Genomic DNA, 21711 nt, shown 5'->3' with positions numbered 1-21711 from the left:
GCGCGGGCCGTCGTCCCCAGGTGGTCCACAGGAGGGGCGAGGTTATCCACAGGGTCTGATCTGAAATCCACATAGCCTGTGGATAACTCGGGTTGGTCCTCCGCGATCCGGGCCTTACCGTAGGTCCGCCCGGCCCGGTTCCGGCGCCGGCCGAGCCCGCTCGCGCCGCCCGCCCCACGGACTGTCAGTGCCGTGCCGTAGACATGGACGTGGGCGATGGACGTGGGCGGGATGCCCTGGCCGGGAGGAGGCGGGACGATGGCGGATCTGGAGCACGCGGGTGCCGCGTGGGACGAGGTCGGCATGGACGACCAGCTCTCCGTCTCCCGCCCCCGCAGGAGCATGGACGAGGAGCCGCCGGACGAGCAGCGCGCGGCGTTCGAGCGGCTGCCCCCGCAGGACCCGGCGGCCGAACAGTCCGTGCTCGGCGGGATGTTGCTCTCCAAGGACGCCATCGCCGATGTCGTCGAGGTGCTGCGCGGCCGGGACTTCTACAAGCCGGCGCACGAGACGATCTACGAGGCCATCCTCGACCTCTACGCCAAGGGCGAGCCGGCCGACCCGATCACCGTCTCCGACGCGCTGTCCAAGCGCGGCGAGTTGGCCAAGGTCGGCGGCGCCGGCTATGTGCACTCGCTGGTGCAGACGGTGCCGACGGCGGCCAACGCCGAGTACTACGCGGAGATCGTCCACGACCGCGCCGTGCTGCGCCGCCTGGTGCAGGCGGGCACCCGCATCACCCAGATGGGATACGCGGCCGACGGGGACGTCGACGACATCGTCAACTCGGCCCAGGCGGAGATCTACCAGGTCACCGAGCAGCGCACCGCCGAGGACTACCTCCCGCTGAGCGAGATCATGGAGGGCGCGCTCGACGAGATCGAGGCGATCAGCAACCGCAGCGGCGAGATGACCGGGGTGCCCACCGGCTTCACCGACCTGGACTCGCTGACCAACGGCCTGCACCCCGGCCAGATGATCGTGATCGCCGCCCGTCCCGCGATGGGCAAGTCGACGCTGGCGTTGGACTTCGCGCGCAGCTGCTCGATCAAGCACAAGCTGCCGAGCGTGATCTTCTCGCTGGAGATGGGGCGCAACGAGATCGCCATGCGGCTGCTCTCCGCCGAGGCCAGGGTCGCGCTCCACCACATGCGCTCCGGCAGCATGACCGACGAGGACTGGAACCGCCTGGCCCGCCAGATGGCCGAGGTCAACGAGGCCCCGCTCTACATCGACGACTCCCCCAACCTCTCGATGATGGAGATCAGGGCCAAGTGCCGCCGGCTGAAGCAGCGGAACGACCTCCAGCTGGTCGTGATCGACTACCTCCAGCTGATGCAGACCGGCGGCAGTCGTCGGCCCGAGAGCCGGCAGCAGGAGGTCTCCGAGATGTCGCGGAACCTCAAGCTGCTGGCCAAGGAGCTGGAGGTGCCGGTGGTCGCGCTCTCCCAGCTGAACCGAGGCCCCGAGCAGCGCACCGACAAGAAGCCGATGGTCTCCGACCTTCGTGAGTCGGGTTCGATCGAGCAGGATGCCGACATGGTCATCCTGTTGCACCGGGAGGACGCCTACGAGAAGGAGTCCCCCCGCGCCGGCGAGGCCGACCTGATCGTCGCCAAGCACAGGAACGGCCCCACGGCCACCATCACGGTCGCCTTCCAGGGCCACTACTCCCGCTTCGTCAACATGGAGGGCGGCTTCTGAGGCGGAGGCGGTCGCGCTGGCCGCCGTCCGGGCGGCCGGGGCCGGCCCCGGCCGGGGGTGGGGCTCAGCCGGGTTGGAAGAACGCGAGCATCCGCTGGGCCGCGTCCGGCGCCATCAGCATCTCCTGGAGGTCCGTGGACATCCGGGCGGCTGCGCTGCTGCGTTCGAACATCTCGCGTTCGTACTCCGCGACGGCGGTCGGGACGTCGTCCGGGTGCGCGGCCAGCGCGCGGCCGAGCGCGGCGCCGTCGAGCAGCGCCATGTTGGCGCCCTCCCCGACCGGCGGCATCAGGTGCGCGGCGTCGCCGAGCAGCGTGACGTCCGGCCTCGACGGCCAGGTCAGGCCGACCGGGAGCGTGCTGATCGACCGGGGCACGATCGCGTCGTCGCAGGCCGCGACCAGCGCGGTGACCCGTGGGTCCCAGCCGGGGAGCAGCTCGATCAGCCGCGCCCGGGCGGCCGGCGGGTCGTCGAACGGTATCCCGCTGGTCGCGAACCAGTCCTCGCCCGTGCGGTAGAAGCTGATGCCGATGCGCACGCGGCCGTCCCCGTTGCGCTGCGCCCCCAGGGATATCCCGTCGCCGAGCACCCAGTAGGTGCCGCGCCCGACCATCGCCGCGAGGTCGGGGTGCGTCGCGTCGATGTCGGGGATGCCGATCTCGACGACGTTCTGGCCGATGTGCCTCGGCCGGACGTCGGTGACCAGCGGGCGGACCCGGGATCGCGCGCCGTCCGCGCCGACCAGCAGGTCGTACGGCGCGCTGCCGCCGTCGGCGAAGCGCACCCGGCCGCCCTCGGCCGAGGTGAACGCGTGCCCCCAGCGGACGGTGCCCTCGGGGAGGGAGTCCAGCAGCAGGTCGCGCAGGTCGGCGCGGTCCACCTCGGGGCGGGCCAGCGGCGCGTCGTCCGGGGTGTCCTCCTGGAGCAGCAGGGTGCCGTCCGGCTGGAGGAGGCGCATGTCCTGGCCCTCCCCCCGGGCGATCGCGAAGAACGCGTCGATCAACCCCGCCTCGCGCAGCGCCCGTTGGCCGGAGTGGATGTCGAGCATCCCGCCCTGGCCGCGCGCGTCGCGTGACGGCTCGCGCTCGTAGACCACGGAGTCCACGCCGTTCACGTGCAGCACCCGGGCGAGGGCCAGGCCGCCGAGGCCGGCCCCGACGATGGCGATGGTGGGCGTGTTCATGGTCATGGGTCGCCTCCCCGTTCTCTTCCGCTGGGATGATACGCCGTACGGCTCGATACACTGTATCGCGCGAGGCGCTGTACTCGGCGGGTGTGTAGGGTCGGCGCCATGGTGGTGTGGGAGCGGCCGGAGCCGCCGGAACGGCCTGTGCCGGCCCCGTTGAGCCGGGAGCGGATCGTGCGGGCGGCGATCCGACTGGCCGACGCGGACGGCCTGGACGCGGTGTCGCTGCGCAAGGTGGCCGCCGAGCTGGACGTTCGTCCGATGCGGCTGTACGGCTACATCGCCAGCAAGGAGGAGCTGCTCGACCTCATGGTCGATGCCGCCTACGCCGAGATCCGGCCGGTCGGAAACGGCTGGCGGGAGGTGCTGCGGGCCCTCGCCGAGGCCGTCCGGCGCGCCGTTCACCAGCACGAGTGGCTCGCCGACCTGCTGGGCGGCCGGCCCCAGCTCGGGCCGCAGGCGTTGGCCAGCGGGGAGACCGTGGTGGCCGCGCTGGACGGAATCGACGTGGACGACGTGATGCCGGTGGTCGCGGCGGTCAACGCGTACGCGATCGGTGCGGTGCGCCGGGAGATCGCCGAGCGGCGCGCCGAGCGGGCGACCGGGATGGACGAGCGGCGTTGGCAGGCCGAGCTGGGGCCCTATCTGGAGCGGACCCTCGCCACCGGCCGGTTCCCCGCGCTGGCCACGGTGGTGCGCGACGCCGCCCACCGGGATGCCGACGAGACCTTCCGGATGGGCCTCGACTTTCTGCTCGACGGCATCGAGGCCCGCGTCGCGGGGTGAGGCCCCGCGTCGCGGCTGACGCGGGCCGAAGGGCCGGGCCGGGACCGGGAGTTCCGGCCCGGGCCCGTCGCCGCTACGGCCCGACCGACGGCTGGTCGGCCGCCCACAGCCACGTTCCGTCGGGCTGGCGCCGGGCGACCTCCACGGTCACGTCGCCGTTGGTCAGCGTGGCGGACGTCAGCGCGAGGTCGCCGCTCACCAGCGCCGGGTGCTGCCGGCCCGGCGTGAGAACGGGCGCCGCCGCAACGAACCGCTCGTAGACCGCGCGGATCTGGTCGTGTCCGGTCGCGAGGTTGCCCGGCGGGAACGCCAGCACGGCGTCCGGTTCGTACAGCGCCACCAGTCCGTCGACGTCGCCCGCGTTGGCGCGCTCGATGAAGAACCTGCCCAGGTCGTTCGGCTCGGTGGCGACCTTCTTGTGTGTCTCGTTGGTCATGCGGCAAGCCTGCCGGGGGATAGGTGACACCCTGTGTCACCTATCCCGGTAGGGTTCCCGGATGCGCGCCGACCGGTTGGTATCGCTGGTGCTGCTGCTGCGGCAGCACGGCCGGCTCTCGGCGTCCACGCTGGCCCGGGAGTTGGAGGTGTCCACCCGCACCGTGCTGCGGGACATCGAGGCGCTGTCGGCGGCCGGCGTTCCCGTCTACGCGGAACGCGGCCGGCACGGTGGGTTCGCGCTGTTGCCCGGCTTCCAGACCGAGTTGACCGGGCTGAACCACGACGAGGCGCTCGCCCTGCTGGTCGTCGGGTCGCGGCGCGGGGCGCAGGCGTTCGGGCTCGGCGCGGCGCTCGCCTCGGCCATCCGCAAGGTGGTCGACGCGCTGCCGGAGGGCCACCGGGCCAGGGCGGCCGGCGCGGCCCAGCGGCTGCTCGTCGACCCGGAGACCGACCTCCTCTCCCGCCGGCTGGTCGCCGAGGAGATGCCCGAGGCCGTGGTGGCCGAGGTCCGGCGCGCGGTGTTCGCCGGCCGCCGGCTGCGCATCCACTACGCGGCCGTGGGCCAGGCCGCGGGGTGGCGCACGGTGGACCCGATCGGCCTGGTCACGGCGGGCGGCCACGTCTATCTGCTGGCCACGCGGTCAGGCGAGGACCGCACCTACCGGCTCTCCCGGGTCCTGGCGGCCGAGGAACTCGCCGAGCCGGCCGAGCGACCGGAGTTGGTCGATCTCGACCGGGCCTGGCGCGAGCGCGGCACGCGGTTCCGCACCGGCGGCGAGACGGTCACCGTGCTGGCCCGGGTGGACCCGGCGCGGCGGGAGGAACTGGCCCGCACCGCGCTGGCCCTCCGCGTCCGGGAGAACGACGAGGGCGGCGAGGACGGGGAGGACGGTCGCGACGGGGAGGACGGCTGGCCGCTGCTGGAGGCCACGTTCCAGGACGCGCGGCACGCCGAGTGGGCGCTGTGGCAACTCGCCACGGGCGCCGAGGCGTTGGGCCCGGGGTGGCTGCGCGAGGCGCTGCGCGACCGCGCCGCCGCCGTCGCCGCCCGCTACGGCGCGTCGCCCTGAGGCCCGGCCGGCCGCCCGGTCAGCGGGGGGTGCCGGCCTTGACGAGCGGCGCGTCCCAGGCGAACTTCCGGAAGCCGACGCCGTAGTACAGCTCGCGCGCCGCCGGATGCCCGGGCGCGCCGAGGCAGGCGACCGTCATGTGCCGGGCGCCGGCGTCGCGCGCCAGCCGCATCCCGTGCAGCAGCATCGCCCGCGCCAGCCCCCGGCGCCGGTACTCCGGATGTGTCCCGACCGGCTCGAACTCGGCGGTGGCGTTGGCCTCGTCGAGCCACATGATCGTCGAGGCGGCCATGGTCCCGTCCGGCGCCTCCACCAGAACGTGGAGGTCAGCGCGGTAGGGCGGCGTCGCTCTGACGCCCCGGTAGCTCTCGGCCGTGTACGGCGAGGGCGCCCACGCGTCCCGGTGGGCCTGGACGGCCGCCTCGGGGCCGGCCTCGTCGGCGGTGCGGAACCGGAACCCGTCCGGCAGCGCCGGCCGTTCCAACTCGTCGAGGTCCCGCTCGTTGACCTGGGTCCAGGAGCCCTCGTCGCCGAGCGCGGCGGCGTCGGGTCCGTAGCCGTGTGCCGCCCAGCGCTCCAGGGCGAACGCGTCGGCGGCGCTGGGCAGCACGGTGCGTTCGACGTTGCCCGCCGTGGCGTCGAACCAGTCGATCACCTCGTCGACCAGCGCGGCGTGGTCGGGGTGGACCTGGTAGGCGAGATAGGCGCCGGTGATCTCCCGGACCGAGCCGTCGCCCAGCCGCACCCGGCGGGGCAGGTGGGCCCACCCCCAGGCGGCCGGCTCCCCGCCGGAGAACCACAGGCGCCGCCGCCAGCTCGCCCCGGCGCTCGCGTGTCCCCGGCCCCAGTTCCAGGCCAGCTCGCCGTAGGAGGCGTCGCTGTTCACCAGGTCGGGCCGGACGGCGGTGACGCGCTGCGCCAGATCCTGCATCAGCCGCACGTCTGCGGCGGTGATCCGCTCGGGGTCGGCCATGGTGCGTCACTGTGTCAGGGGCCGGCCCGGCCGTCGAGCTGTTTTCGGGCCGCCGCTCGCGGCGAACGGGCGGTGAGCGGGGCGGTGGGCGCTCAGGTCGGTCAGGCGGGCGGTCAGGGTGGCCGGTCAACTGCCGGGCGCGGCGGGCTGGTTCGCGGGGTGTCGGTGGCCCAACCGGCTGGCCCTGGCCACCCGGCGCGCGAAGACCTCCTCGCGGCGCTCCGCCATCTGTCGCAGCGCCTCGCCCCGGTCCCGGCGGGAGAGCCGGTCGAGGTAGGTGTGCCCGAGCAGGTGGTCGCACTCGTGTTGCAGGCAGCGCGCGAAGTAGCCCGTCCCCTCGATGACCAGCGGCTTCCCGTCCCGGTCGAAGCCGCGCACCGTGGCGCGGTCGGTGCGCGGCACCTCCATGGCCGCGCCGGGCACGGAGAGGCAGCCCTCGAAGTCGTCGACGAGCCGCCGCTCCCCCGGATCGGGCAGCTCCAGCACGGGGTTGACGAGGTGGCCGACGTGGCGGACCCCGTTGTCGTCGGGGCAGTCGTACACGAAGACCCGCAGGTCGACGCCGATCTGGTTGGCGGCGAGGCCGGCGCCCTCGGCGACGTACATGGTCAGGAACAGGTCGTCGACCAGCGCAGCCAGCTCCGGCGTGCCGAACTCGGCCACCTCGCGGCACGGCCGGCCCAGCACCTCCTCGCCGACCTCCGTCACCCGGCGGACGGCGCCCCGTTCTGCCTCGGGGGCGAGGGCGGGGAAGTCGTCCACGCGGCGCCCCGCCACCAGGACGCGCGGGGCGAGGGAACGGGACCGCCCGGAGGACGGCTCGTGACGAACGGACATGGGGCGGGCTTCCCTTCGGCCGGGGCCATGACTTGCGGAGTTCTTTGCAAAGTAGCAGAATTTGCAAAGTGACTGAAGAGGACGTCAACGCGCAGGACGCGCCGGGCGAGCAGGACGAGCAGGCTGTTCCCGGCGCCGAGGGCCTGCGTGAACACGAGGTGCGCACGGCCCTGTTGGCGCTGCTCGCCGAGGTCGGCACCGTCACGGCGACGGAGGCGGCGGCCCGGCTGGGGCACAGCTCGGGGCTCTGCTCGTTCCATCTGCGGCAGCTCGCCCGCCACGGGCTGATCGAGGAGGCGCCGCGACGAGGGGGCCGGGCGCGCCCCTGGCGGCTGGCCGCACCCGGCTCAGGCGCCGCGCCCGAGGGGGCGTCGGAAGCGGAGTTCGGCGCGCTGGCCAGGGGATTGGAGGACGAGAGCTGGCGGCGGTGGCTGGACCAACGGGACGCAGCGCCGCCGGAGTGGCGCCGCGACGAGGCGTTCAGCGCCGTCGCCTATCTGACGCCCGAGGAGATGCGGCGGGTCGCCGGGGCGATCCGGCGCGCCCTCGATCCCTACCGCGACCGCGAGCAGCGGCCCCTGGCCCGCCCCGAGGACGCCCGGCCGGTGGCCGTCATCAGCCGGCTCTTCCCGCTCTTCCCGTTCCCGCCGCAGGGGCCGGCGGAGCCCGGGGAGTCGGGTCAGTCCGGGCGCGAAGGTGACCGGGGCTGAACGGAGTTGACCTGCGGCGATCGTGCCAGTGAGGATCGCACGGTGAGTGCGACATCGCGGCGCTGGGCCCCGGTCGAGCGGCTCGACGCCGCCCGGCTGATCGGGGCGCTCAACGAGCGCGCCGGCACCGCCCTGACCTGGGACGGCGCCTGCCCCGGCGGCGAGGTCGGCGCCGCCTATGTGCGCTGGGATGACGGCCGCCGGTCCGTCCTGAAGTGGCGGCCCCACACCCGGGCCGAGGAGCTGCGCGCCGGACCGCTCGCCGTGGTCGAGGCCCTGCGCGAGACGGGCTATCCCGCGCCCGCCACCGAACTGGTCGCCCAGGTCGAGCACGCGGCGGTGCTGGTGCAGGAGCTGCTGCCCGGGGCGGGGATCGAGCGCCTGGACGACCGGACCCTCGACCAGGCCCTCGGGTTGAACGCGCGCCAGGCGCACCGGCTCGCCGGGCGCCCGGATGTTCCCGGGGTCGCTTTGCACCTCCTCGCCGACGGCCCCGGCTACTGCCTGCACGGGCCGCTGCGCGAACACGGCCCGCGCGCCGCCGCGTTGGAACGGTGGGTCCGTGCCGTCGGGGTGGCGTTCCCGCCCCGGCTGGCCGGCGACGACGCGGTGCACAAGGACTTCCACCCCGGCAACCTGCTGGCCGTCGACGGGACGATCACCGGGGTGATCGACTGGGACGGCGCGGCGCGAGGCGACCGCAGGCTGGACCTGGTCACCCTGCGGTTCGGCGTCGAGGGAACGGGCGCCGACCCGGGCGTGGTGGCGCGGCTCGACGCCGTGCTCGACGGGATGCCCGAGGAGATCCTGCGGCCGGCCTGGGCGCACATGAGCCTGCGCATGGTGGACTGGGCGATCCGTCACTTCGCCCCCGGCGAGGTCTCCCGGTGGCTTGACTTGGCGGAACGGCGGATGGACTGGCCGTCCTGACCCTGCGGTGGCGAGGTGCGCCGCCGGCCGCCGGCCGGGTCAGCCGGCCTCGCGCAGCGCGCGACCGACCACCGCGACGCCCTCCGCGATCGCGCTCGGCGCGCTGGCGGCGTAGCCGAGGACCAGCCCGGGTGGGCCAGGCCGTTGGCGGTGCCAGCCGAGCGGCTGGGTGCGCACCCCGCGGGCCAGCGCGCGGGCGGCCAGCGCGGTGTCGTCCAGGCCGGCGGGCAGGGTGACGGTGAGATGGAGGCCGGCGGCCGCGCCGTGCACCACGGCGCGCGGCAGGTGGGCGCGGAGCGCGGCGATCATGGCGTCGCGCCGGGCGCGGTGGCGGCGGCGCACCAGCCGCAGGTGGCGCTCCAACTCCCCGGACTCCATCAGCCGGGCGAGGACGAGTTGGGGGAGCACGGCGTTGCCGAGGTCGGCGAACCGTTTGGCCGCCACCAGTGCCTCGTGCCAGCGCGGCGGCGCGACCAGCCAGCCGACGCGCAGCGCGGGGGAGAGGATCTTGGAGACGCTGCCGAAGTAGCAGACGTGTTCGACGACCATCGACCGGATCGCGGCGACGGGCGGACGGTCGTAGCGGTGCTCGGCGTCGTAGTCGTCCTCGACGACCAGGCCGTTCCGTTCCCTGGCCCAGGCCACCAGCTCGCGGCGGCGACGGCCCGACAGCACCGTCCCGGTCGGGAACTGGTGCGCCGGCGTGAGCAGCACCGCGCGTGCCTCGCCCGTCGTCAACTCGGCGACCCGCGCGCCCTCCTCGTCGACGGTCAGCGGCGGCGTCGTCAGCCCGGAGTGCTGGAGGTGCTGGCGCGCGCCGAGCGAGCCGGGGTCCTCCACGGCGATCTCGCCGAGCCCCTCGCGGCGCAGCAGGGGGCCCAGCAGGCTCATCGACTGGGCGGTGCCGGCGACGATCAGCACCTCGTCGGGATGGACCAGGACACCCCGGTTGCGGGCCAGCCAGTTGGCGACCGCGCGGCGCAGGGCCGGGGTGCCCCTGGGGTCGCCATAGCCGAGGTCGGCGGCCGGCAGGTCGGCGAGCAGGGCGCGTTCGGTGCGCAGCCAGGCGGCGCGGGGGAAGGCGGCGAGGTCGGGCAGCCCGGGCGAGAGGTCGATCCGGGCGGGGGCGGCGCGCAGCGCGTCAAAGACGTCCGCCCGGGGCGCCCCGTCGAACGGGTCTGCTGTTGACGGAGGTTGAACGGTTTCGACCTCGGTCGTTCGAACGGGGGCGGCCACCACGACCGTTCCGTTGCGGCGTTGACCGGCGACCTGTCCCTCGTCCATCAGCCGGCGGTAGGCCGCCGTCACCACGCCCCGCGAGACCCGCAGCTCGGCGGCGAGCGTGCGGGTGGCCGGGAGCCGGCCGCCCACCGGGAGCAGGCCGTCCGCGATCGCCCGGCGCAGCTGGCCGGCGAGCCACTCGGCCCGGCCGCCGGCCGGGGCCCGCGCCATGTCCAGCTGGAGGAAGTCCGAGCCCAGGGGCTCTTTGGACTCCTCGGAACCATGATCTTTGGACCTGTCCATGGAGCCATAGTGCCCGCCAGGCTGAGCCCATGGACACGTTCACTCCCGCGACCCCGACCACCTCGACCTCGACCACCGCGACGCCGACCACCGCGACGCCGACCACCGCGACTCCAGGGCCCGGCTCCGCCGGGGCCGGTTACATCCACGGCTACTCGGAGCGCGAGGCCGTTCGGCTGGGTGACCAGGCCAACGCCCTGGCCGATCTGCTGCACGCCGGGACCCACTACCCCGCCGGCAGCGGGGTGTTGGAGATCGGCTGCGGGGTCGGCGCGCAGACCGTGCATCTGGTGCGGCGCAGCCCCGAGGCGCGGCTGATGGCCGTGGACCGCTCGGCGGAGTCGTTGGCGGCCGCGCGGGCGCGCGTCGCCGAGCACGCGCCGGGGGCGCTCGTCGAGTGGCGCCAAGCCGATCTCTTCGATCTCCCCTTCGCCGAGGGTGAGTTCGACCACGTTTTTGTCTGCTTCGTTCTGGAACACCTTTCGGACCCGATCGCGGGGCTCGAACGGCTGCGCCGGGTGCTGCGGCCCGGCGGCTCCCTCACGGTGATCGAGGGCGACCACGGCTCGGCGTTCTTCCACCCGGACAGCGCCCTGGCGCGGGCGGCCATCGACTGCCAGGCGCGGCTCCAGCGCGCCGCCGGCGGAGACGCGCTGCTGGGGCGGCGCCTGCTGCCGCTGCTGAGAGGCGCCGGGTTCGAGAGGCCGAACGTCCGGCCGTGCACGGTCTGGGCGGACCGGAACAGGCCGGAGCTGATGACCGGGTTCACGCGGGACACCTTCATCCCGGCGATCGCGTCGGTCCGCGCCGAGGCGCTGGCCGCCGGGCTCGCCAGCGCGGAGGACTGGGACCGGGGGATCGTGGAGCTGCGGCGCACGGCGGTCGGCGAGGGCAGCTTCCACTACACGTTCTTCAAGGCGGTCGCCCACCGGCCGGCGTGAACGACGGGTCAGCGAAGGCCCGTTGGACCCGCCCCGGCCGCGCTCAGCCCGGCGCGTCCGCCCCCTCGCCCGGCGCCAGGCGCAGCAGGGGGTGGTGCGAGACGGCGTGGAACACCTCGCGCGGGTCGCGTCCCTCCAGCGTCGGCAGGTTGCCGGTGAGCAGCAGGGTGGCAAGACCGTGGGCCAGGGACCAGGCGGCGAGCGTGCCCACCTCGGGTTCGTGCGCCTGGCTGGCGGCGACCCCACGGGCCAGCCGTTCCCGGGTGGCGGCCCTGGCCGCCACCAGCTCGGCGTCGTCCGCGTCGAGCAGTTCGGGCCGGAACATCACCTGGAAGTGCGCCGGGTGGGCGAGGGCGAAGGCGACATAGCGGCCGCCGAGGTCGCGCAGGTCGGTGGCCCGGTCCAGCTCGTCCGCGAGCCGGCGGTACCCGTCGACCGCGATGACGGTCAGCAGCCCGGCGCGGTCGCCGAAGTGGTGGGCGGGGGCCGCGTGGGAGACCCCGGCGCGGCGGGCCAGCGCGCGCAGGCTCACGGCGTTGGGCCCGTCGGACGCGATGACCTCCAGCGCCTCGGCGACCAGGGCGCGCCGCAGATCGCCGTGGTGGTAGGGGCGTTGGCTGCTCATGGGGACACCCTACGGGGAGCCGGCGGCATCTGGACATTGACAAGTTCGGGCGGTGGCGTGCAGTCTTGTCATTGTCAAGATTCGGATGCCGAGGGGTGGAGCGAGCGATGGCCGAGGAACTCGGGTGGGTCCGGCAGATGTGGCATCTGCTGGAGCCGCTGCACGCGGTGGTCTACTACGCGCCCGAGGCGGCGGAGGAACTGGCCGCCCTCGGGTATCCGGTCGAGGAACGCTGGCCGGCCTACTTCGCCTGCCGCACCGCTCCGTTGGGCCCGCTCGGGCCGGGGCCGATCACCGCCGCCTGCTACAGCTTCGCCCCGGCGATGGTGCGCCGGCACGCGGCCGGGCTGTGGTCCACGGCGGACCCCGAGGCCGTGCTGGCCGCCCGGCTGCGCGTCGTGGACCGGTTCTACCGCCGGCTCCTGGGCGACCGGATCGCCGCCCCCGAGCTGGCCGAGGCGGCCGAGCTGGCGTGGCGCGCCGCGCTGGCGGCGGACTGCGCGGGGCGCCCCCTGGCGGCGGCCAACGCCGCGCTGCCCTGGCCCGACGCGCCGCATCTCCGGCTCTGGCAGGCGGCGTTGGTGCTGCGGGAGCACCGGGGCGACGGGCATCTGGCGGCACTGCTGGTCGCGGGCCTGGACCCGGTCGAGTCGCTGGTGTCCTTCGCCGCGATCGGCGCGGCCTCGGAGCGGACCTTCGCCAGCCGGGGCTGGAGCCCGGCCGAGTGGGACGCGGCCGGGGAACGGCTCACCGCCCGAGGGCTGCTCGGCCCGGACGGCTCGGCGAGCGAGGCGGGGCGGGCCCTGCGCGCCCGGGTGGAACGGGAGACCAACGCGCTGGCCGCCGCTCCCTGGGCGGCGCTGGGCGCGGAGCGGACGGCTCGACTCGCCGATCTGCTGGGCGAGTTCTGGGTCGCGGTGCTGGGCTCCGGGCTGCTGCCCAGGGAGAACACCCTCGGAATCGGCCGGGTCTGACCGTCGGCCCGGCGCGGCCCGGCGCGGGCGACGCCCGCTATGGGGGTGGACGGCCGCCCCGGGCCCATGGAAATATATGTTGCATGACGAATAATGATGCGGACGGCCGGGGCGGCCAGGGTGGGCAGGGCGGCGAGTCCACGGCCCAGGACATCGCGTGGCCGCAGGGCTTTGTCGCCCACGCCGGCCACGCGGGCGTGCGGCAGGGCGGCGACGACCTCTCGATCATCGCCTCCGAGCGACCGGCGGTCAGCGCGGCCGTCTTCACCCAGAGTCGCTTCGCCGGGCCGTCCGTGCTGGTCAGCCGCCGCCATGCGGCGGGCCAGCGGCTGCGCGCCATCGTCACGGTCGCCTCCAACGCCAATGTGGCCACCGGGGCCGAGGGCGAGCGGAACGCGGCCGAACTCGTCGGCCTGGTCGGGCGGATGCTCGACATCCCCGCCGAGGAGGTGCTGATCAGCTCCACCGGCGTCATCGGCCGCCAGCTGCCCATGCCCCCGCTGCGCGAACACCTGGGCGCGGCGCGGGAGTTCGACGCCGCCCCGTTCGCGGTCGCCGGCGCCATGATGACCACCGACACCCACGCCAAGGTCAGCAGCCGCACGGTGGGCGGCGCCCGAATCGTTGGCGTGGCCAAGGGCGTCGGAATGATCGAGCCGGATATGGCCACCATGCTGGCCTATCTGGTGACCGACGCGGAGGTCGGCCCGATCGAGCTGGACAACGCGCTCCGCAGCGCGGTGGACCGCACCTTCAACTGCCTGAGCGTGGACACCGACACCTCCACCTCCGACACCGTGGCCCTGCTGGCGAACGGCGCGGCCGGGCCGGTCGACCCGGACGCGTTCGCCGAGGCGGTGCACGCCGTCTGCCTGGAGCTGACCGAGCAGCTGGCCAGGGACGGCGAGGGGGCCACCAAGCTGCTGCGGGTGGTGGTCGAGGGCGCGGCCAGCCCGGCCCAGGCGAAGCGGATCGCCAAGAGCGTCCTCAACTCGCCGCTGGTCAAGACGGCCGTCCACGGCGCCGACCCCAACTGGGGCCGGGTGGTGATGGCCGTCGGCAAGAACACCCAGCACCCCGAGGACCTGGCCATCACCCCGGAGAAGACCACGGTCCGCTTCGGCGCGATGGAGGTCTATCCCCGCGCGACCGACGAGGAGCAACTGGCGCGGCTGGTGGAGATCATGCGGCAGGACGAGGTCGAGATCGGGGTCACCCTGGGCCTGGGCGAGGACACCGCCACGGTCTATGGCTGCGACCTCTCCGACGGCTATGTCCGCATCAACGCCGACTACACCACCTGAGCCCGACCGACGAGGCGCGCGTCGCCGTCCCCATGTTTCACGTGGAACATCGCCGATCGGCCGCCGTCCGTGCGGCGGTGGGAAAACGGGTGGCCGAGGTCCAGGGCGGCGGGGATACGGTGCGCGGTCATGAAACGGGAAGAAGGCGAGGAGCCGTGGGGCATCGCCCGCCGCCACGGGGTCGCCGACGACGAGGTGCGGCCCGCGCCGCTCCAGGGGGTGGCGGCCAGGGTCTGGCTGCTGGGCGAGGAACTGGTGCTCAAGGTGGCGCGGCCCGACGCGGCGTTCGCGGCGGACCTGCGCAAGGAGCGGCGGGTGATCCCGTTCGCCGTGAAACGGGGCCTGCGCACCCCGGAGTTGCTCGACGCCGGCGAACTCGACGGCCAGGACGGGCCGGTCCCCTGGCTGTTGTCGCGGCGCGCGCCCGGCGGTCCCGCCGCCGGCGGGGAGCCCGGCGACCGGGCGCTTCGCGAGCTGGGCCACCAGCTGGCGGCGCTGCACTCCGCCGCCGTGCCGGCCGAGGTGCGAGCCGCGCTGCCGGTCGACGGGTCGGGCGACCCGCGCCCGGGGATCGACGGCCTGGCCCGCCGGGGCCATCTCAGCCCGGCCCTGGCCGGCTGGCTGGGTGACTGGCTCGGGCGGCTGGCGGAGGAGCGGCCCGACGATCCGGGCGCGACCCTGATCCACGGGGACATCGCCGCCGGCAATCTGCTGCTCGCCGAGAACGGGGAGCTGACCGCGCTCCTCGATTGGGGCGACGCGGCCTGGGCCGACCCGGCCATCGAGTTTGCCAAGGTGCCGCCGCGTCTGCTGCCCCCGGTGCTCACCGGCTATCTCGGCGACCCCGCCACCCTGGCCGCCGCGGGCCCCGGCTGGGTGGCCAGGGTCCTGTGGCATCAGCTGAGTTGGGCGGTGTTCCGGCTGTCGAGCCCGCCCGATCCGGTGGCGGGGCACTGGAGCGCTCAGCCCGCCAACCGCCTGTTGGAGTTGCTGCGCGGCTATGTCGAGGAGCTGCCCGCGCCGTGGGCCGGCTGGATGAGGTCCCAGCGGTTGCCGTAGCGGTCCACGAAGACCACGACCCGGCCGTAGCTCTCGGTCCTGGGCGGCTCCTCCAGGGTGACGCCGGCCGCCATGAGCCGGGCCAGGTCGGCGTCGAAGTCGTCGGTGTGGAGGAAGAAGCCGACCCGGCCGCCGGTCTGGTCCCCCACCCGGGCCCGCTGCCGTTCGCCGACGGCCCGGGCCAGCAGCAGGCCCGTCTCGGCCTCGGGGTCGGGCGCGACGACGACCCAGCGCTTCCCGTCCGGCGCCAGCAGCCGGTCCTCGCGCAGGGTCAGGCCCAACACCTCGGTGTAGTAGGCGATGGCCTCGTCGTACTCGGGCACCACCAGCGTCACAAGTCCCAGTCGGCGCATGGCGGCAACCCTGCCATGCTGGGAGGCATGTACAGCGAACGCCCTGCCGAGGGGCTGCCGGGGGCGGTGCTCTGGCGGGCTACGCCCCGCCCGGGGACCGGCCCGGGCCGGGTGCTGCCCGACGGCTGCATGGACCTGATCCTGATCGGCGACCGGCTGGTGGTCGCCGGGCCCGACACCCGCGCCGTGGTCACCGACCGCTCGCGGGGGGAGCGCTGCGTGGGGCTGCGCTTCGCGCCGGGGCAGGCCCCCTCGGTGCTGGGCGTGCCGGCGAACGCGCTGGTGAACACGCGGGTGCCGCTGGCCGACGTCTGGCCGTCCCGGCTGGTGCGGGAGTTGACCGAACGCGTCGCCCTGGCCGAGCGCCCCGGCGCCGTGCTGACCGAGGTGGCGCTCGGCCGGCTGCGCGAGGCGGAGCCGGCGGACGACGCCGGCTGGCGGCCGGCGGCGGTGGCCGCGCTGCGCGCCGGGCGAACGGTCGCGGAGACGGCGCACGGACTGGGGCTCAGCGAACGGCAGTTGCACCGCCGCAGCCAGGCCGCCTTCGGCTACGGCCCCAAGACCCTGACCCGGGTGCTGCGCATGGGCCGGGCGCTGGCGGCGGCCAGGGGCGGCGTCCCGCTGGCCCGGGTGGCGGCCGAGGCCGGCTATGCCGACCAGGCCCATCTGTCCCGGGAGTTCCGGGCGTTGGCGGGGGTGCCGGTCAGCCGGCTGCTGGCCGGCTGACCGCGCGTGGACTGACCGCGCGGGCCCGCGCTCGGCGCCGCCGGGCGCGGCTCAGTGTTGCCAGGCGAAGAGGTCGATCGAGTTGCCGTCCGGGTCCCGCACCACGGCATACCGCTGTCCCCAGTGGGCGTCCCAGGGCTCCTTCTCCCCCGGGTGGCCGGCCTCGACCAACTCCCGGTAGAGCGCGTCCACCTCCGCCGGGCTGTCGCAGAGGAAGGCCAGCGAGATCCGGGTGCCCTCGGGGTTCGGCTGGTAGTCGGGCGCGAAGGTGCGCACCGACTCCAGGGTGTCCCAGGCGAGCCGAATCCCGCCGGGCAGTTCGGTCTCGGCGTGCGGCAGGTGGTCGGCGTCCTCGGGAACGGTGACCCCCAGGCGCCGGTAGAACGCGAGCGAGGCCGCCAGATCGTCGGTGATCAGGCCGATCAGATTGATGCGCGGTGTCATGGCAGCAGCCTAGGAACGGCCTCGTTGGCGGGTCTTGAACGAATCGGCCATGCCGCGACCGTGTCGTCGGCCGTGGGTTATCCACAGGCGGGGGCGAGTTGTCCACAGGCCCCGGAATCTGTGGACAACGGAACGCGGCCGAACGTCACAGGGCCCGGACGGCGGCCACCAGCGGGGCCAGCTCGGGGCGCCGTTCGGCGGCGGCCAGCGCCTCGGCGAGGGCTTCCTCGTTGGTCGGCCTGGCCCGTTCCAGCAGCTCACGCCCGGCCGGGGTGACGTCGGTGTAGATCCCGCGCCGGTCGGTCGGGCACAGATAGCGGGTGAGCAGGCCCCGGTCCTCCAGCCGGTTGACCAGCCGGGTCGTGGCGCTCTGGCTGAGCACCACGGCGTCGGCGAGCGCGGTCATCCTGAAGTGCCCGCCCTCGCCGTCGTGTTGGGCGCTGAGCACGTCGAGGACGGAGAACTCCCGCACGCTCAGCCCGTGGGCCTCCTGGAGGGCGCGCTCGATCTGCGCCTCGATCCGGTCGTGCAGCGCGGAGAGCGCGCACCAGCCCTGGGCGAGCCTCGGGGCTCCGGGCGTCCGTTCGTCCGCTCGTTCCATGACCGCCTCCCGCGCCGACCGGAACCACTGGGGTGACCAGAGTAACGCAGCGCGCGATAGTCGGCGTGTGCAATTATGTCCCTCATGCTTATCAAGCGTCTGCAACTATTGCTTGCGCGGACAGTGGTCGCGCACGGGAAAGGGAGGGTCTGATGCCGCTCGCTCTGCTGGCCCTGGCCGTCGGGGCCTTCGGCATCGGCACCACCGAGTTCGCCATCACAGGGCTGCTGCCCGGGATCGCCGACACCTACGACGTCTCGGTCGCCACCGCCGGCCTTACCGCCACCGGCTACGCCCTGGGCGTCCTGGTGGGCGCGCCGCTCACGGCGATCGCCGGGGCGCGGGTCCCCAGACGCCGGATGCTCGCGCTGATGATGGTCCTCTTCGTCGCCGGGAACGCGCTCTCCGCGCTGGCCCCCGGCTTCGCCGTGCTGCTGCTCGGCCGGGTCGTCGCCTCGCTCGCCCACGGCGCGTTCTTCGGCATCGGCTCCGTGGTGGCCGCCGGCCTGGTGGCGCCCGAACGGCGGGCCACGGCCATCGCGTTGATGTTCACCGGGCTGACCCTGGCCAATGTGGTCGGGGTGCCGGGCGCGACCCTGCTCGGCCAGTCCGCCGGCTGGCGGGTCAGCTTCGCCGCCATCGCCCTGCTGGGCGTTGTCGCGCTGGTCGGGGTGGTGACGTTGGTGCCGGCCGGCGCGGGCGACGCGCCCGCCGGCGCGCGGGGGACCGGTCTGCGCCGGGAGATCGCCGCGCTGCGCGACCGCCAGGTGCTGCTGGCGATGGCGATGACCGTCTTCGGCTTCGGCGGGGTCTTCGCGGCGATCACCTATGTGGCGCCGATGATGACCGACGCCGCCGGCTACTCCGAGGGCGCCGTCACCTGGCTGCTGATGGTCTTCGGCGTCGGCCTGGTGGTGGGCAACCTGCTCGGCGGCCGGTACGCGGACCGCGCGCTGATGCCGCTGCTGCTGGTCTCGCTGCTCGGCCTCACCGGGACGCTGGCGCTCTTCACCCTGACCGCGCATGACCGGCTGGCCGCGCCGATCACCCTGTTGTTGATCGGGGGCTTTGGCTTCGCGACCGTTCCGCCACTCCAGAAGCGCGTTCTCGACCGGGCGGCGCAGGCGCCCACCCTGGCCTCGGCGGTCAACATCGGCGCGTTCAACCTGGGTGGCGCGCTGGCCTCCTGGCTCGGCGGCGTCGTGCTCTCCGCCGGCGCCGGCCCGACCTGGCCCAGCATGGTGGGCGCGGGCATGGCGGCGACCGCCCTGCTCCTCGCGCTGCTCGCCGCCCGCTGGGACGCCGCCGAGCGGCGGCGCCCGGCGCGGGTGGCGGCGCCCCGAACGGTGGCGGCGGGCAGCGCGGCCGAGGGCGTGCGGCGCCGGGCCGAGGGCGTGCGGTGAAGCCCGCGTGACCGCCGGAGGCGGCGGCGCGCGGCCTCAGCCGTGCGCCATCGAGAACGGCGCGTACCGGCGCCCGAGGTCACCCGGCGGCTGGGCCGCGCCATGGATCATCAGCTCCGTGCGCGCGGCCTCGACCAGGCCCCGCTCGGCGAGCCAGGCGGCCAACTCCGGGTGCCAGTCCCCCACGTCGAACCGCGCCCGGGTCGGCGTGTCCAGCGCCAGCGGGGTGAGGAGGGCCCTGGCCACCGCCGGGTCGTCGGCGACCAGCGGCCCGACCGAGGTGCTGGTGACGTTGGGCCAGGCCGCGCCGTAGCCGACCAGCCGGCCGCCCGGCCCCACGGCGACCAGGAACCGGTCGGCGAACGACGGGAGCCTGGCGAGGAGTTCGGTCCGGTCGGCCCCGAAGGCCGGCCGGTCGTACGCGAGGATCGCCGGCAGGTCGGCGGCGGTGGCCGGGCGCACCGTCACGCCGTCGGCCCCGGCCGGCCCGGGCGGTGGCACGAAGGTGCCGCGCACCGTGGTGATGCCGCCGACCGCCTTGAACCCGAGCCGTTCATAGAGGCCGCGCCCCTGGTCGGTCGCGGTGAGCAGCACCGGGGCGCCCGCCGCGTCCCCGATCACCCGGCGCATCATGCGCTGCCCGAGCCCCTGCCGCTGCCGCTGGCGGGCCACCAGCATCATGCCGACCGCGTGCCACTGGTCGGCGTAGGAGGTGCGGATCACGGCGGCCACCAGACCGCCGGCCGGGTCGTCGGCCGACGCGTCGATCCCGTAGCCCTGGCCCGAGGTGAGCAACAGGCGCCACCTGTGCTCCTCGCGTTCCCACGCGTTCTCCTCCGCGAGGTCGAGGCAGGCGGTCAGGTCGGCCGGCGTGAGGAGCCGGATCGGCAGGTCGTCGAGTGAGGTCACCGGCTCAGACTGGCCGAGGCCGGGACGGGCCGGCCACCACTTTTCGGCGCGCTCCCCCCGCGCGTGGTGGTGCGCGCCGCGCGCAGCCGGCGCCCGCGCCGGGTCAGGCCCCAGGGCTTGAGCACCGAGATCGCGGTGAGGAAGACATAGAGGCTCAACGAGACCAGCGGCGGCGCGATCAGCGAGGCCGGGTCGGTGACCGTCTCCCCGGCGGCCACCGCGCCGGCCGCCTCGTTCACCCCGGAGCGCAGCGCCAGCAGCGAGGCGGTGGCGGCGCCCAGGCTCACCCAGAACTTGGTCCACACCCAGCGGTGCAGGGCCAGCCCCCAGGGCGTGCCCAGCGAGAGCACCAGGCCGGAGGCGAGGGTGAGCGCGATCAGCGGCGGCAGCAGCCAGTCGGTGAAGATCTTCATGGAGCGGTAGGCCGCGTCGGCGGTCTCCTCGCTGCCGGCCGCGCCGGCCACGCCCAGCACCAGCAGGCACAGGGCGAGGCCCAGCCAGCCGACCGAGACGACGACATGGACGATGAGAACGGTGCGGCGCGCGGGCCGTGGGAGCTGTGCCATGCCAGCACGGTCCCGCCACGGGCCCGTCCGCCGCGTCTGCCCGGGGAAGTAACCGGGCCTACTCGCGGCCGAGTAGGTCGCCGAGCAGGCCGCCGAACCCGCCGCCGAGTAGCCGGTGCGGTGCGGGTGCGGTAAGTGTGGGCGTCATGACCACCGAGAACCCCTCGCCCGGCGCCGCCGAGGCCGCCCGCCCCCAGCCCTTCGCCGACCCGGGGGCGCCGTTCACCGACCTGCTGCCCGAGACGCGGCGGGAGTTGGCGCACCGGGTGGCGGTCTGTCAGGCGGAGGGGCGCGCGCCCGCGCTCGTTGCCACGGTGGTGCGCGCGGGGGCGCCCGTCTGGAGCGGGGGCGTCGGCGAGCTGCCCGCCGGGGCCGGCCCGGAGCGGGTGCGGTTCCGCATCGGCTCGATCACCAAGACGCTGACCGCCGTGCTGGTGCTGCGGCTGCGCGACGAGGGGCTGATCGACCTCGACCAGCCGATCGGCCGCTGGCTGCCGGCGCCGCACGGCTCCGGCGCGACCGTCGCCCAACTCCTCTCCCACACCGCGGGCCTGGCCGCCGAGGCGCGCGGCCCCTGGTGGGAGCGCACGCCGGGAGAACTGCGCCCGGAACTTCCGGACATCTTCGGTCCTGAGCCGGCCCGGCACCCGGCGGGGCGGCGCTTCCACTACTCCAACCCCGGCTACGCCCTGCTCGGCGCCCTGGTGGAACGGCTGCGCGGCGAGCCGTGGTTCGCCGCGCTGCGCCGCGAGGTGCTGGAGCCGTTGGGCATGGCGGACACCTCCTACGCGGCCGAGGAGCCGGCGGTGTGCGGCTGGGCCGTCCACCCGCACGCCGACCTTCGGCAGCCGGAGCCGGCCGTCGACACCGGCCGGATGGCGCCGGCCGGCCAACTGTGGTCCACCACCCGGGACCTGGGCCGGTTCGCCGCCTTCCTCCTCGACGGCGACCCGGCGGTGCTCGCGCAGGAGAGCCTGGCCGAGATGCGCGCCCCGGCCGTGCCGCCCGAGCCGGGCGACTGGCCGACGGTCTACGGCCTCGGCCTGCAACTGGCCCGCGAGGACGGCCGAACGCTGGTCGGGCACGGCGGCTCGATGCCCGGCTTTCTCGCCGGGCTCTGGCTCGACCCCGAGGAGCGCACGGGCGTCGCCGTGGTGGCCAACGCCACCTCGGGCCCCGGCGTGCGCGCCCTCACGCGCGAGCTGCTCGCCACCCTGCGCCGGCGCGAACCCACCTTCCCCGCGCCCTGGCGGCCCGCCGCCGGCGCCGACGTCGAGGCCACCCGGGCGCTGCTGCCGCTGACCGGCAGCTGGTTCTGGGGCACGCAGGGCTATGTGCTCGCGCTCGGCGCCCGGGGCGCGGTCTCGCTCCGGCCGGCCGGCGCCGGCGGCGGGCGCGCCTCGGCGTTCCGCAGGCTGGGCGAGTCCGAATGGCTCGGCCTCGACGGGTACTTCGCCGGCGAGCGGCTCACCGTTCACCGGGCCGGCGACGGCCGGATCAGCCATCTCGACCTGGGCACCTTCGTGTTCACCCGGGAGCCCTACGAGCCGGGCGCGCCGGTGCCGGGCGGCGCCGACCCGGCCGGCTGGACGGCCTGAACGGGGGCGGGCGGCCCGGGCGTGCACGGCGCATGGCACAGCGCGAGTCA

At 74.9% G+C, this 21711-nt stretch carries 23 protein-coding genes; 12 read left to right on the top strand and 11 right to left on the bottom strand.

What is annotated here, in order from left to right; all coding sequences use genetic code 11:
* Positions 1-258: 258 nt before the first annotated feature.
* The gene (gene dnaB / locus FH609_RS21195; protein ID WP_139670023.1) at positions 259-1704 is read left to right on the top strand and encodes a replicative DNA helicase; all 1446 of its coding nucleotides are present in this window, start codon (positions 259-261) and stop codon (positions 1702-1704) included.
* 64 nt (positions 1705-1768) lie between these two features.
* Here dnaB and FH609_RS21190 read toward each other — a convergent pair whose 3' ends face one another.
* Positions 1769-2893, bottom strand: coding sequence for an FAD-dependent oxidoreductase (locus tag FH609_RS21190; protein WP_405379045.1), 1125 nt, complete (start codon positions 2891-2893; stop codon positions 1769-1771).
* Between the two features lie 102 nt (positions 2894-2995).
* On the opposite strand from FH609_RS21190, the gene FH609_RS21185 reads away from it, so the two are divergent.
* A complete protein-coding gene (locus FH609_RS21185; protein ID WP_139670021.1) occupies positions 2996-3676 on the top strand; it encodes a TetR/AcrR family transcriptional regulator in 681 nt (226 codons plus the stop codon).
* Between the two features lie 73 nt (positions 3677-3749).
* Here the strand turns inward: FH609_RS21185 and FH609_RS21180 are convergent, their stop codons facing one another.
* The gene (locus FH609_RS21180) at positions 3750-4112 is read right to left on the bottom strand and encodes a YybH family protein (RefSeq protein WP_139670019.1); all 363 of its coding nucleotides are present in this window, start codon (positions 4110-4112) and stop codon (positions 3750-3752) included.
* Positions 4113-4173: 61 nt separating this feature from the next.
* Here FH609_RS21180 and FH609_RS21175 point away from each other — a divergent pair, with 61 nt between their 5' ends.
* Positions 4174-5184: a helix-turn-helix transcriptional regulator gene (locus tag FH609_RS21175; protein ID WP_139670017.1), complete on the top strand. Its 1011-nt coding sequence runs from the start codon at positions 4174-4176 to the stop codon at positions 5182-5184.
* A gap of 19 nt (positions 5185-5203) precedes the next feature.
* Here the strand turns inward: FH609_RS21175 and FH609_RS21170 are convergent, their stop codons facing one another.
* Complete coding sequence (locus FH609_RS21170) at positions 5204-6157, bottom strand: GNAT family N-acetyltransferase (protein WP_139670016.1); 954 nt, start codon at positions 6155-6157, stop codon at positions 5204-5206.
* 126 nt (positions 6158-6283) lie between these two features.
* A complete protein-coding gene (def, locus tag FH609_RS21165; RefSeq protein ID WP_139670014.1) occupies positions 6284-6994 on the bottom strand; it encodes a peptide deformylase in 711 nt (236 codons plus the stop codon).
* Positions 6995-7062: 68 nt separating this feature from the next.
* Here def and FH609_RS21160 point away from each other — a divergent pair, with 68 nt between their 5' ends.
* Together FH609_RS21160 and FH609_RS21155 are read left to right on the top strand one after the other, a co-directional pair.
* On the top strand, positions 7063-7704 hold the full coding sequence (locus FH609_RS21160; RefSeq protein ID WP_139670012.1) for a winged helix-turn-helix domain-containing protein: 642 nt from the start codon (positions 7063-7065) through the stop codon (positions 7702-7704).
* Positions 7705-7746: 42 nt separating this feature from the next.
* Positions 7747-8634, top strand: coding sequence for a phosphotransferase (locus FH609_RS21155; RefSeq protein WP_139670010.1), 888 nt, complete (start codon positions 7747-7749; stop codon positions 8632-8634).
* A gap of 39 nt (positions 8635-8673) precedes the next feature.
* On the opposite strand, the gene FH609_RS21150 is transcribed toward FH609_RS21155, so the two are convergent.
* Entirely contained in the window at positions 8674-10158 is a 1485-nt protein-coding gene (locus FH609_RS21150) for a PLP-dependent aminotransferase family protein (protein ID WP_139670008.1), read from the bottom strand.
* 29 nt (positions 10159-10187) lie between these two features.
* On the opposite strand from FH609_RS21150, the gene FH609_RS21145 reads away from it, so the two are divergent.
* A complete protein-coding gene (locus tag FH609_RS21145; RefSeq protein ID WP_139670006.1) occupies positions 10188-11099 on the top strand; it encodes a class I SAM-dependent methyltransferase in 912 nt (303 codons plus the stop codon).
* Positions 11100-11142: 43 nt separating this feature from the next.
* Here FH609_RS21145 and FH609_RS21140 read toward each other — a convergent pair whose 3' ends face one another.
* The gene (locus FH609_RS21140) at positions 11143-11724 is read right to left on the bottom strand and encodes a TetR/AcrR family transcriptional regulator (protein ID WP_139670004.1); all 582 of its coding nucleotides are present in this window, start codon (positions 11722-11724) and stop codon (positions 11143-11145) included.
* Between the two features lie 107 nt (positions 11725-11831).
* On the opposite strand from FH609_RS21140, the gene FH609_RS21135 reads away from it, so the two are divergent.
* The 3 genes from FH609_RS21135 (at position 11832) to FH609_RS21125 (ending at position 15061) form a co-directional block, all read left to right on the top strand.
* Positions 11832-12698 (top strand): SCO6745 family protein, encoded by an 867-nt coding sequence (locus FH609_RS21135; RefSeq protein WP_139670002.1) that lies wholly within the window; start codon positions 11832-11834, stop codon positions 12696-12698.
* Positions 12699-12850: 152 nt separating this feature from the next.
* Positions 12851-14002 carry a bifunctional glutamate N-acetyltransferase/amino-acid acetyltransferase ArgJ gene (gene argJ, locus FH609_RS21130; protein WP_226961870.1) on the top strand — a complete coding sequence of 384 codons (1152 nt, stop codon included), beginning with the start codon at positions 12851-12853 and terminating at the stop codon, positions 14000-14002.
* Between the two features lie 129 nt (positions 14003-14131).
* Positions 14132-15061: a phosphotransferase family protein gene (locus tag FH609_RS21125; RefSeq protein WP_139669998.1), complete on the top strand. Its 930-nt coding sequence runs from the start codon at positions 14132-14134 to the stop codon at positions 15059-15061.
* Here the strand turns inward: FH609_RS21125 and FH609_RS21120 are convergent.
* The gene (locus tag FH609_RS21120) at positions 15001-15414 is read right to left on the bottom strand and encodes a VOC family protein (RefSeq protein WP_139669996.1); all 414 of its coding nucleotides are present in this window, start codon (positions 15412-15414) and stop codon (positions 15001-15003) included. The two genes, FH609_RS21125 and FH609_RS21120, sit on opposite strands and share 61 nt — an antisense overlap.
* Before the next feature lie 27 nt (positions 15415-15441).
* On the opposite strand from FH609_RS21120, the gene FH609_RS21115 reads away from it, so the two are divergent.
* Positions 15442-16140 (top strand): helix-turn-helix transcriptional regulator, encoded by a 699-nt coding sequence (locus tag FH609_RS21115; RefSeq protein ID WP_139669994.1) that lies wholly within the window; start codon positions 15442-15444, stop codon positions 16138-16140.
* Between the two features lie 51 nt (positions 16141-16191).
* Here the strand turns inward: FH609_RS21115 and FH609_RS21110 are convergent, their stop codons facing one another.
* The gene (locus FH609_RS21110; protein WP_139669992.1) at positions 16192-16584 is read right to left on the bottom strand and encodes a VOC family protein; all 393 of its coding nucleotides are present in this window, start codon (positions 16582-16584) and stop codon (positions 16192-16194) included.
* 145 nt (positions 16585-16729) lie between these two features.
* On the bottom strand, positions 16730-17185 hold the full coding sequence (locus tag FH609_RS21105; RefSeq protein ID WP_139669990.1) for a MarR family winged helix-turn-helix transcriptional regulator: 456 nt from the start codon (positions 17183-17185) through the stop codon (positions 16730-16732).
* A 152-nt stretch (positions 17186-17337) separates the two neighbouring features.
* On the opposite strand from FH609_RS21105, the gene FH609_RS21100 reads away from it, so the two are divergent.
* Entirely contained in the window at positions 17338-18588 is a 1251-nt protein-coding gene (locus tag FH609_RS21100) for an MFS transporter (protein ID WP_139669988.1), read from the top strand.
* A 36-nt stretch (positions 18589-18624) separates the two neighbouring features.
* Here FH609_RS21100 and FH609_RS21095 read toward each other — a convergent pair whose 3' ends face one another.
* Entirely contained in the window at positions 18625-19497 is an 873-nt protein-coding gene (locus FH609_RS21095) for a GNAT family N-acetyltransferase (RefSeq protein ID WP_139669986.1), read from the bottom strand.
* Positions 19494-20063 (bottom strand): DUF2269 domain-containing protein, encoded by a 570-nt coding sequence (locus FH609_RS21090; protein ID WP_226961854.1) that lies wholly within the window; start codon positions 20061-20063, stop codon positions 19494-19496. The genes FH609_RS21095 and FH609_RS21090 overlap by 4 nt, the downstream gene beginning before the upstream one ends.
* A 146-nt stretch (positions 20064-20209) precedes the next feature.
* Here FH609_RS21090 and FH609_RS21085 point away from each other — a divergent pair, with 146 nt between their 5' ends.
* Entirely contained in the window at positions 20210-21661 is a 1452-nt protein-coding gene (locus FH609_RS21085) for a serine hydrolase domain-containing protein (protein WP_139669984.1), read from the top strand.
* Positions 21662-21711 lie beyond the last annotated feature (50 nt).

The organism is Streptomyces sp. 3MP-14 (assembly GCF_006334905.2).
GTDB classification, from domain to species: domain Bacteria; phylum Actinomycetota; class Actinomycetes; order Streptomycetales; family Streptomycetaceae; genus Streptomyces; species Streptomyces triticirhizae.
The sequence above is the reverse complement of the archived record's forward strand: the minus strand, read 5'-3'. Positions and strand labels throughout refer to the sequence as shown.

Bases quoted from the DNA above. Each gene is read 5' to 3' on its own strand.
- dnaB (WP_139670023.1), top strand. From the start codon at position 259: ATGGCGGATCTGGAGCACGCGGGTGCCGCGTGGGACGAGGTCGGCATG.
- FH609_RS21190 (WP_405379045.1), bottom strand. From the start codon at position 2,893: ATGACCATGAACACGCCCACCATCGCCATCGTCGGGGCCGGCCTCGGC.
- FH609_RS21185 (WP_139670021.1), top strand. From the start codon at position 2,996: ATGGTGGTGTGGGAGCGGCCGGAGCCGCCGGAACGGCCTGTGCCGGCC.
- FH609_RS21180 (WP_139670019.1), bottom strand. From the start codon at position 4,112: ATGACCAACGAGACACACAAGAAGGTCGCCACCGAGCCGAACGACCTG.
- FH609_RS21175 (WP_139670017.1), top strand. From the start codon at position 4,174: ATGCGCGCCGACCGGTTGGTATCGCTGGTGCTGCTGCTGCGGCAGCAC.
- FH609_RS21170 (WP_139670016.1), bottom strand. From the start codon at position 6,157: ATGGCCGACCCCGAGCGGATCACCGCCGCAGACGTGCGGCTGATGCAG.
- def (WP_139670014.1), bottom strand. From the start codon at position 6,994: ATGTCCGTTCGTCACGAGCCGTCCTCCGGGCGGTCCCGTTCCCTCGCC.
- FH609_RS21150 (WP_139670008.1), bottom strand. From the start codon at position 10,158: ATGGACAGGTCCAAAGATCATGGTTCCGAGGAGTCCAAAGAGCCCCTG.
- FH609_RS21145 (WP_139670006.1), top strand. From the start codon at position 10,188: ATGGACACGTTCACTCCCGCGACCCCGACCACCTCGACCTCGACCACC.
- FH609_RS21140 (WP_139670004.1), bottom strand. From the start codon at position 11,724: ATGAGCAGCCAACGCCCCTACCACCACGGCGATCTGCGGCGCGCCCTG.
- FH609_RS21135 (WP_139670002.1), top strand. From the start codon at position 11,832: ATGGCCGAGGAACTCGGGTGGGTCCGGCAGATGTGGCATCTGCTGGAG.
- FH609_RS21125 (WP_139669998.1), top strand. From the start codon at position 14,132: ATGAAACGGGAAGAAGGCGAGGAGCCGTGGGGCATCGCCCGCCGCCAC.
- FH609_RS21120 (WP_139669996.1), bottom strand. From the start codon at position 15,414: ATGCGCCGACTGGGACTTGTGACGCTGGTGGTGCCCGAGTACGACGAG.
- FH609_RS21115 (WP_139669994.1), top strand. From the start codon at position 15,442: ATGTACAGCGAACGCCCTGCCGAGGGGCTGCCGGGGGCGGTGCTCTGG.
- FH609_RS21110 (WP_139669992.1), bottom strand. From the start codon at position 16,584: ATGACACCGCGCATCAATCTGATCGGCCTGATCACCGACGATCTGGCG.
- FH609_RS21105 (WP_139669990.1), bottom strand. From the start codon at position 17,185: ATGGAACGAGCGGACGAACGGACGCCCGGAGCCCCGAGGCTCGCCCAG.
- FH609_RS21100 (WP_139669988.1), top strand. From the start codon at position 17,338: ATGCCGCTCGCTCTGCTGGCCCTGGCCGTCGGGGCCTTCGGCATCGGC.
- FH609_RS21090 (WP_226961854.1), bottom strand. From the start codon at position 20,063: ATGGCACAGCTCCCACGGCCCGCGCGCCGCACCGTTCTCATCGTCCAT.
- FH609_RS21085 (WP_139669984.1), top strand. From the start codon at position 20,210: ATGACCACCGAGAACCCCTCGCCCGGCGCCGCCGAGGCCGCCCGCCCC.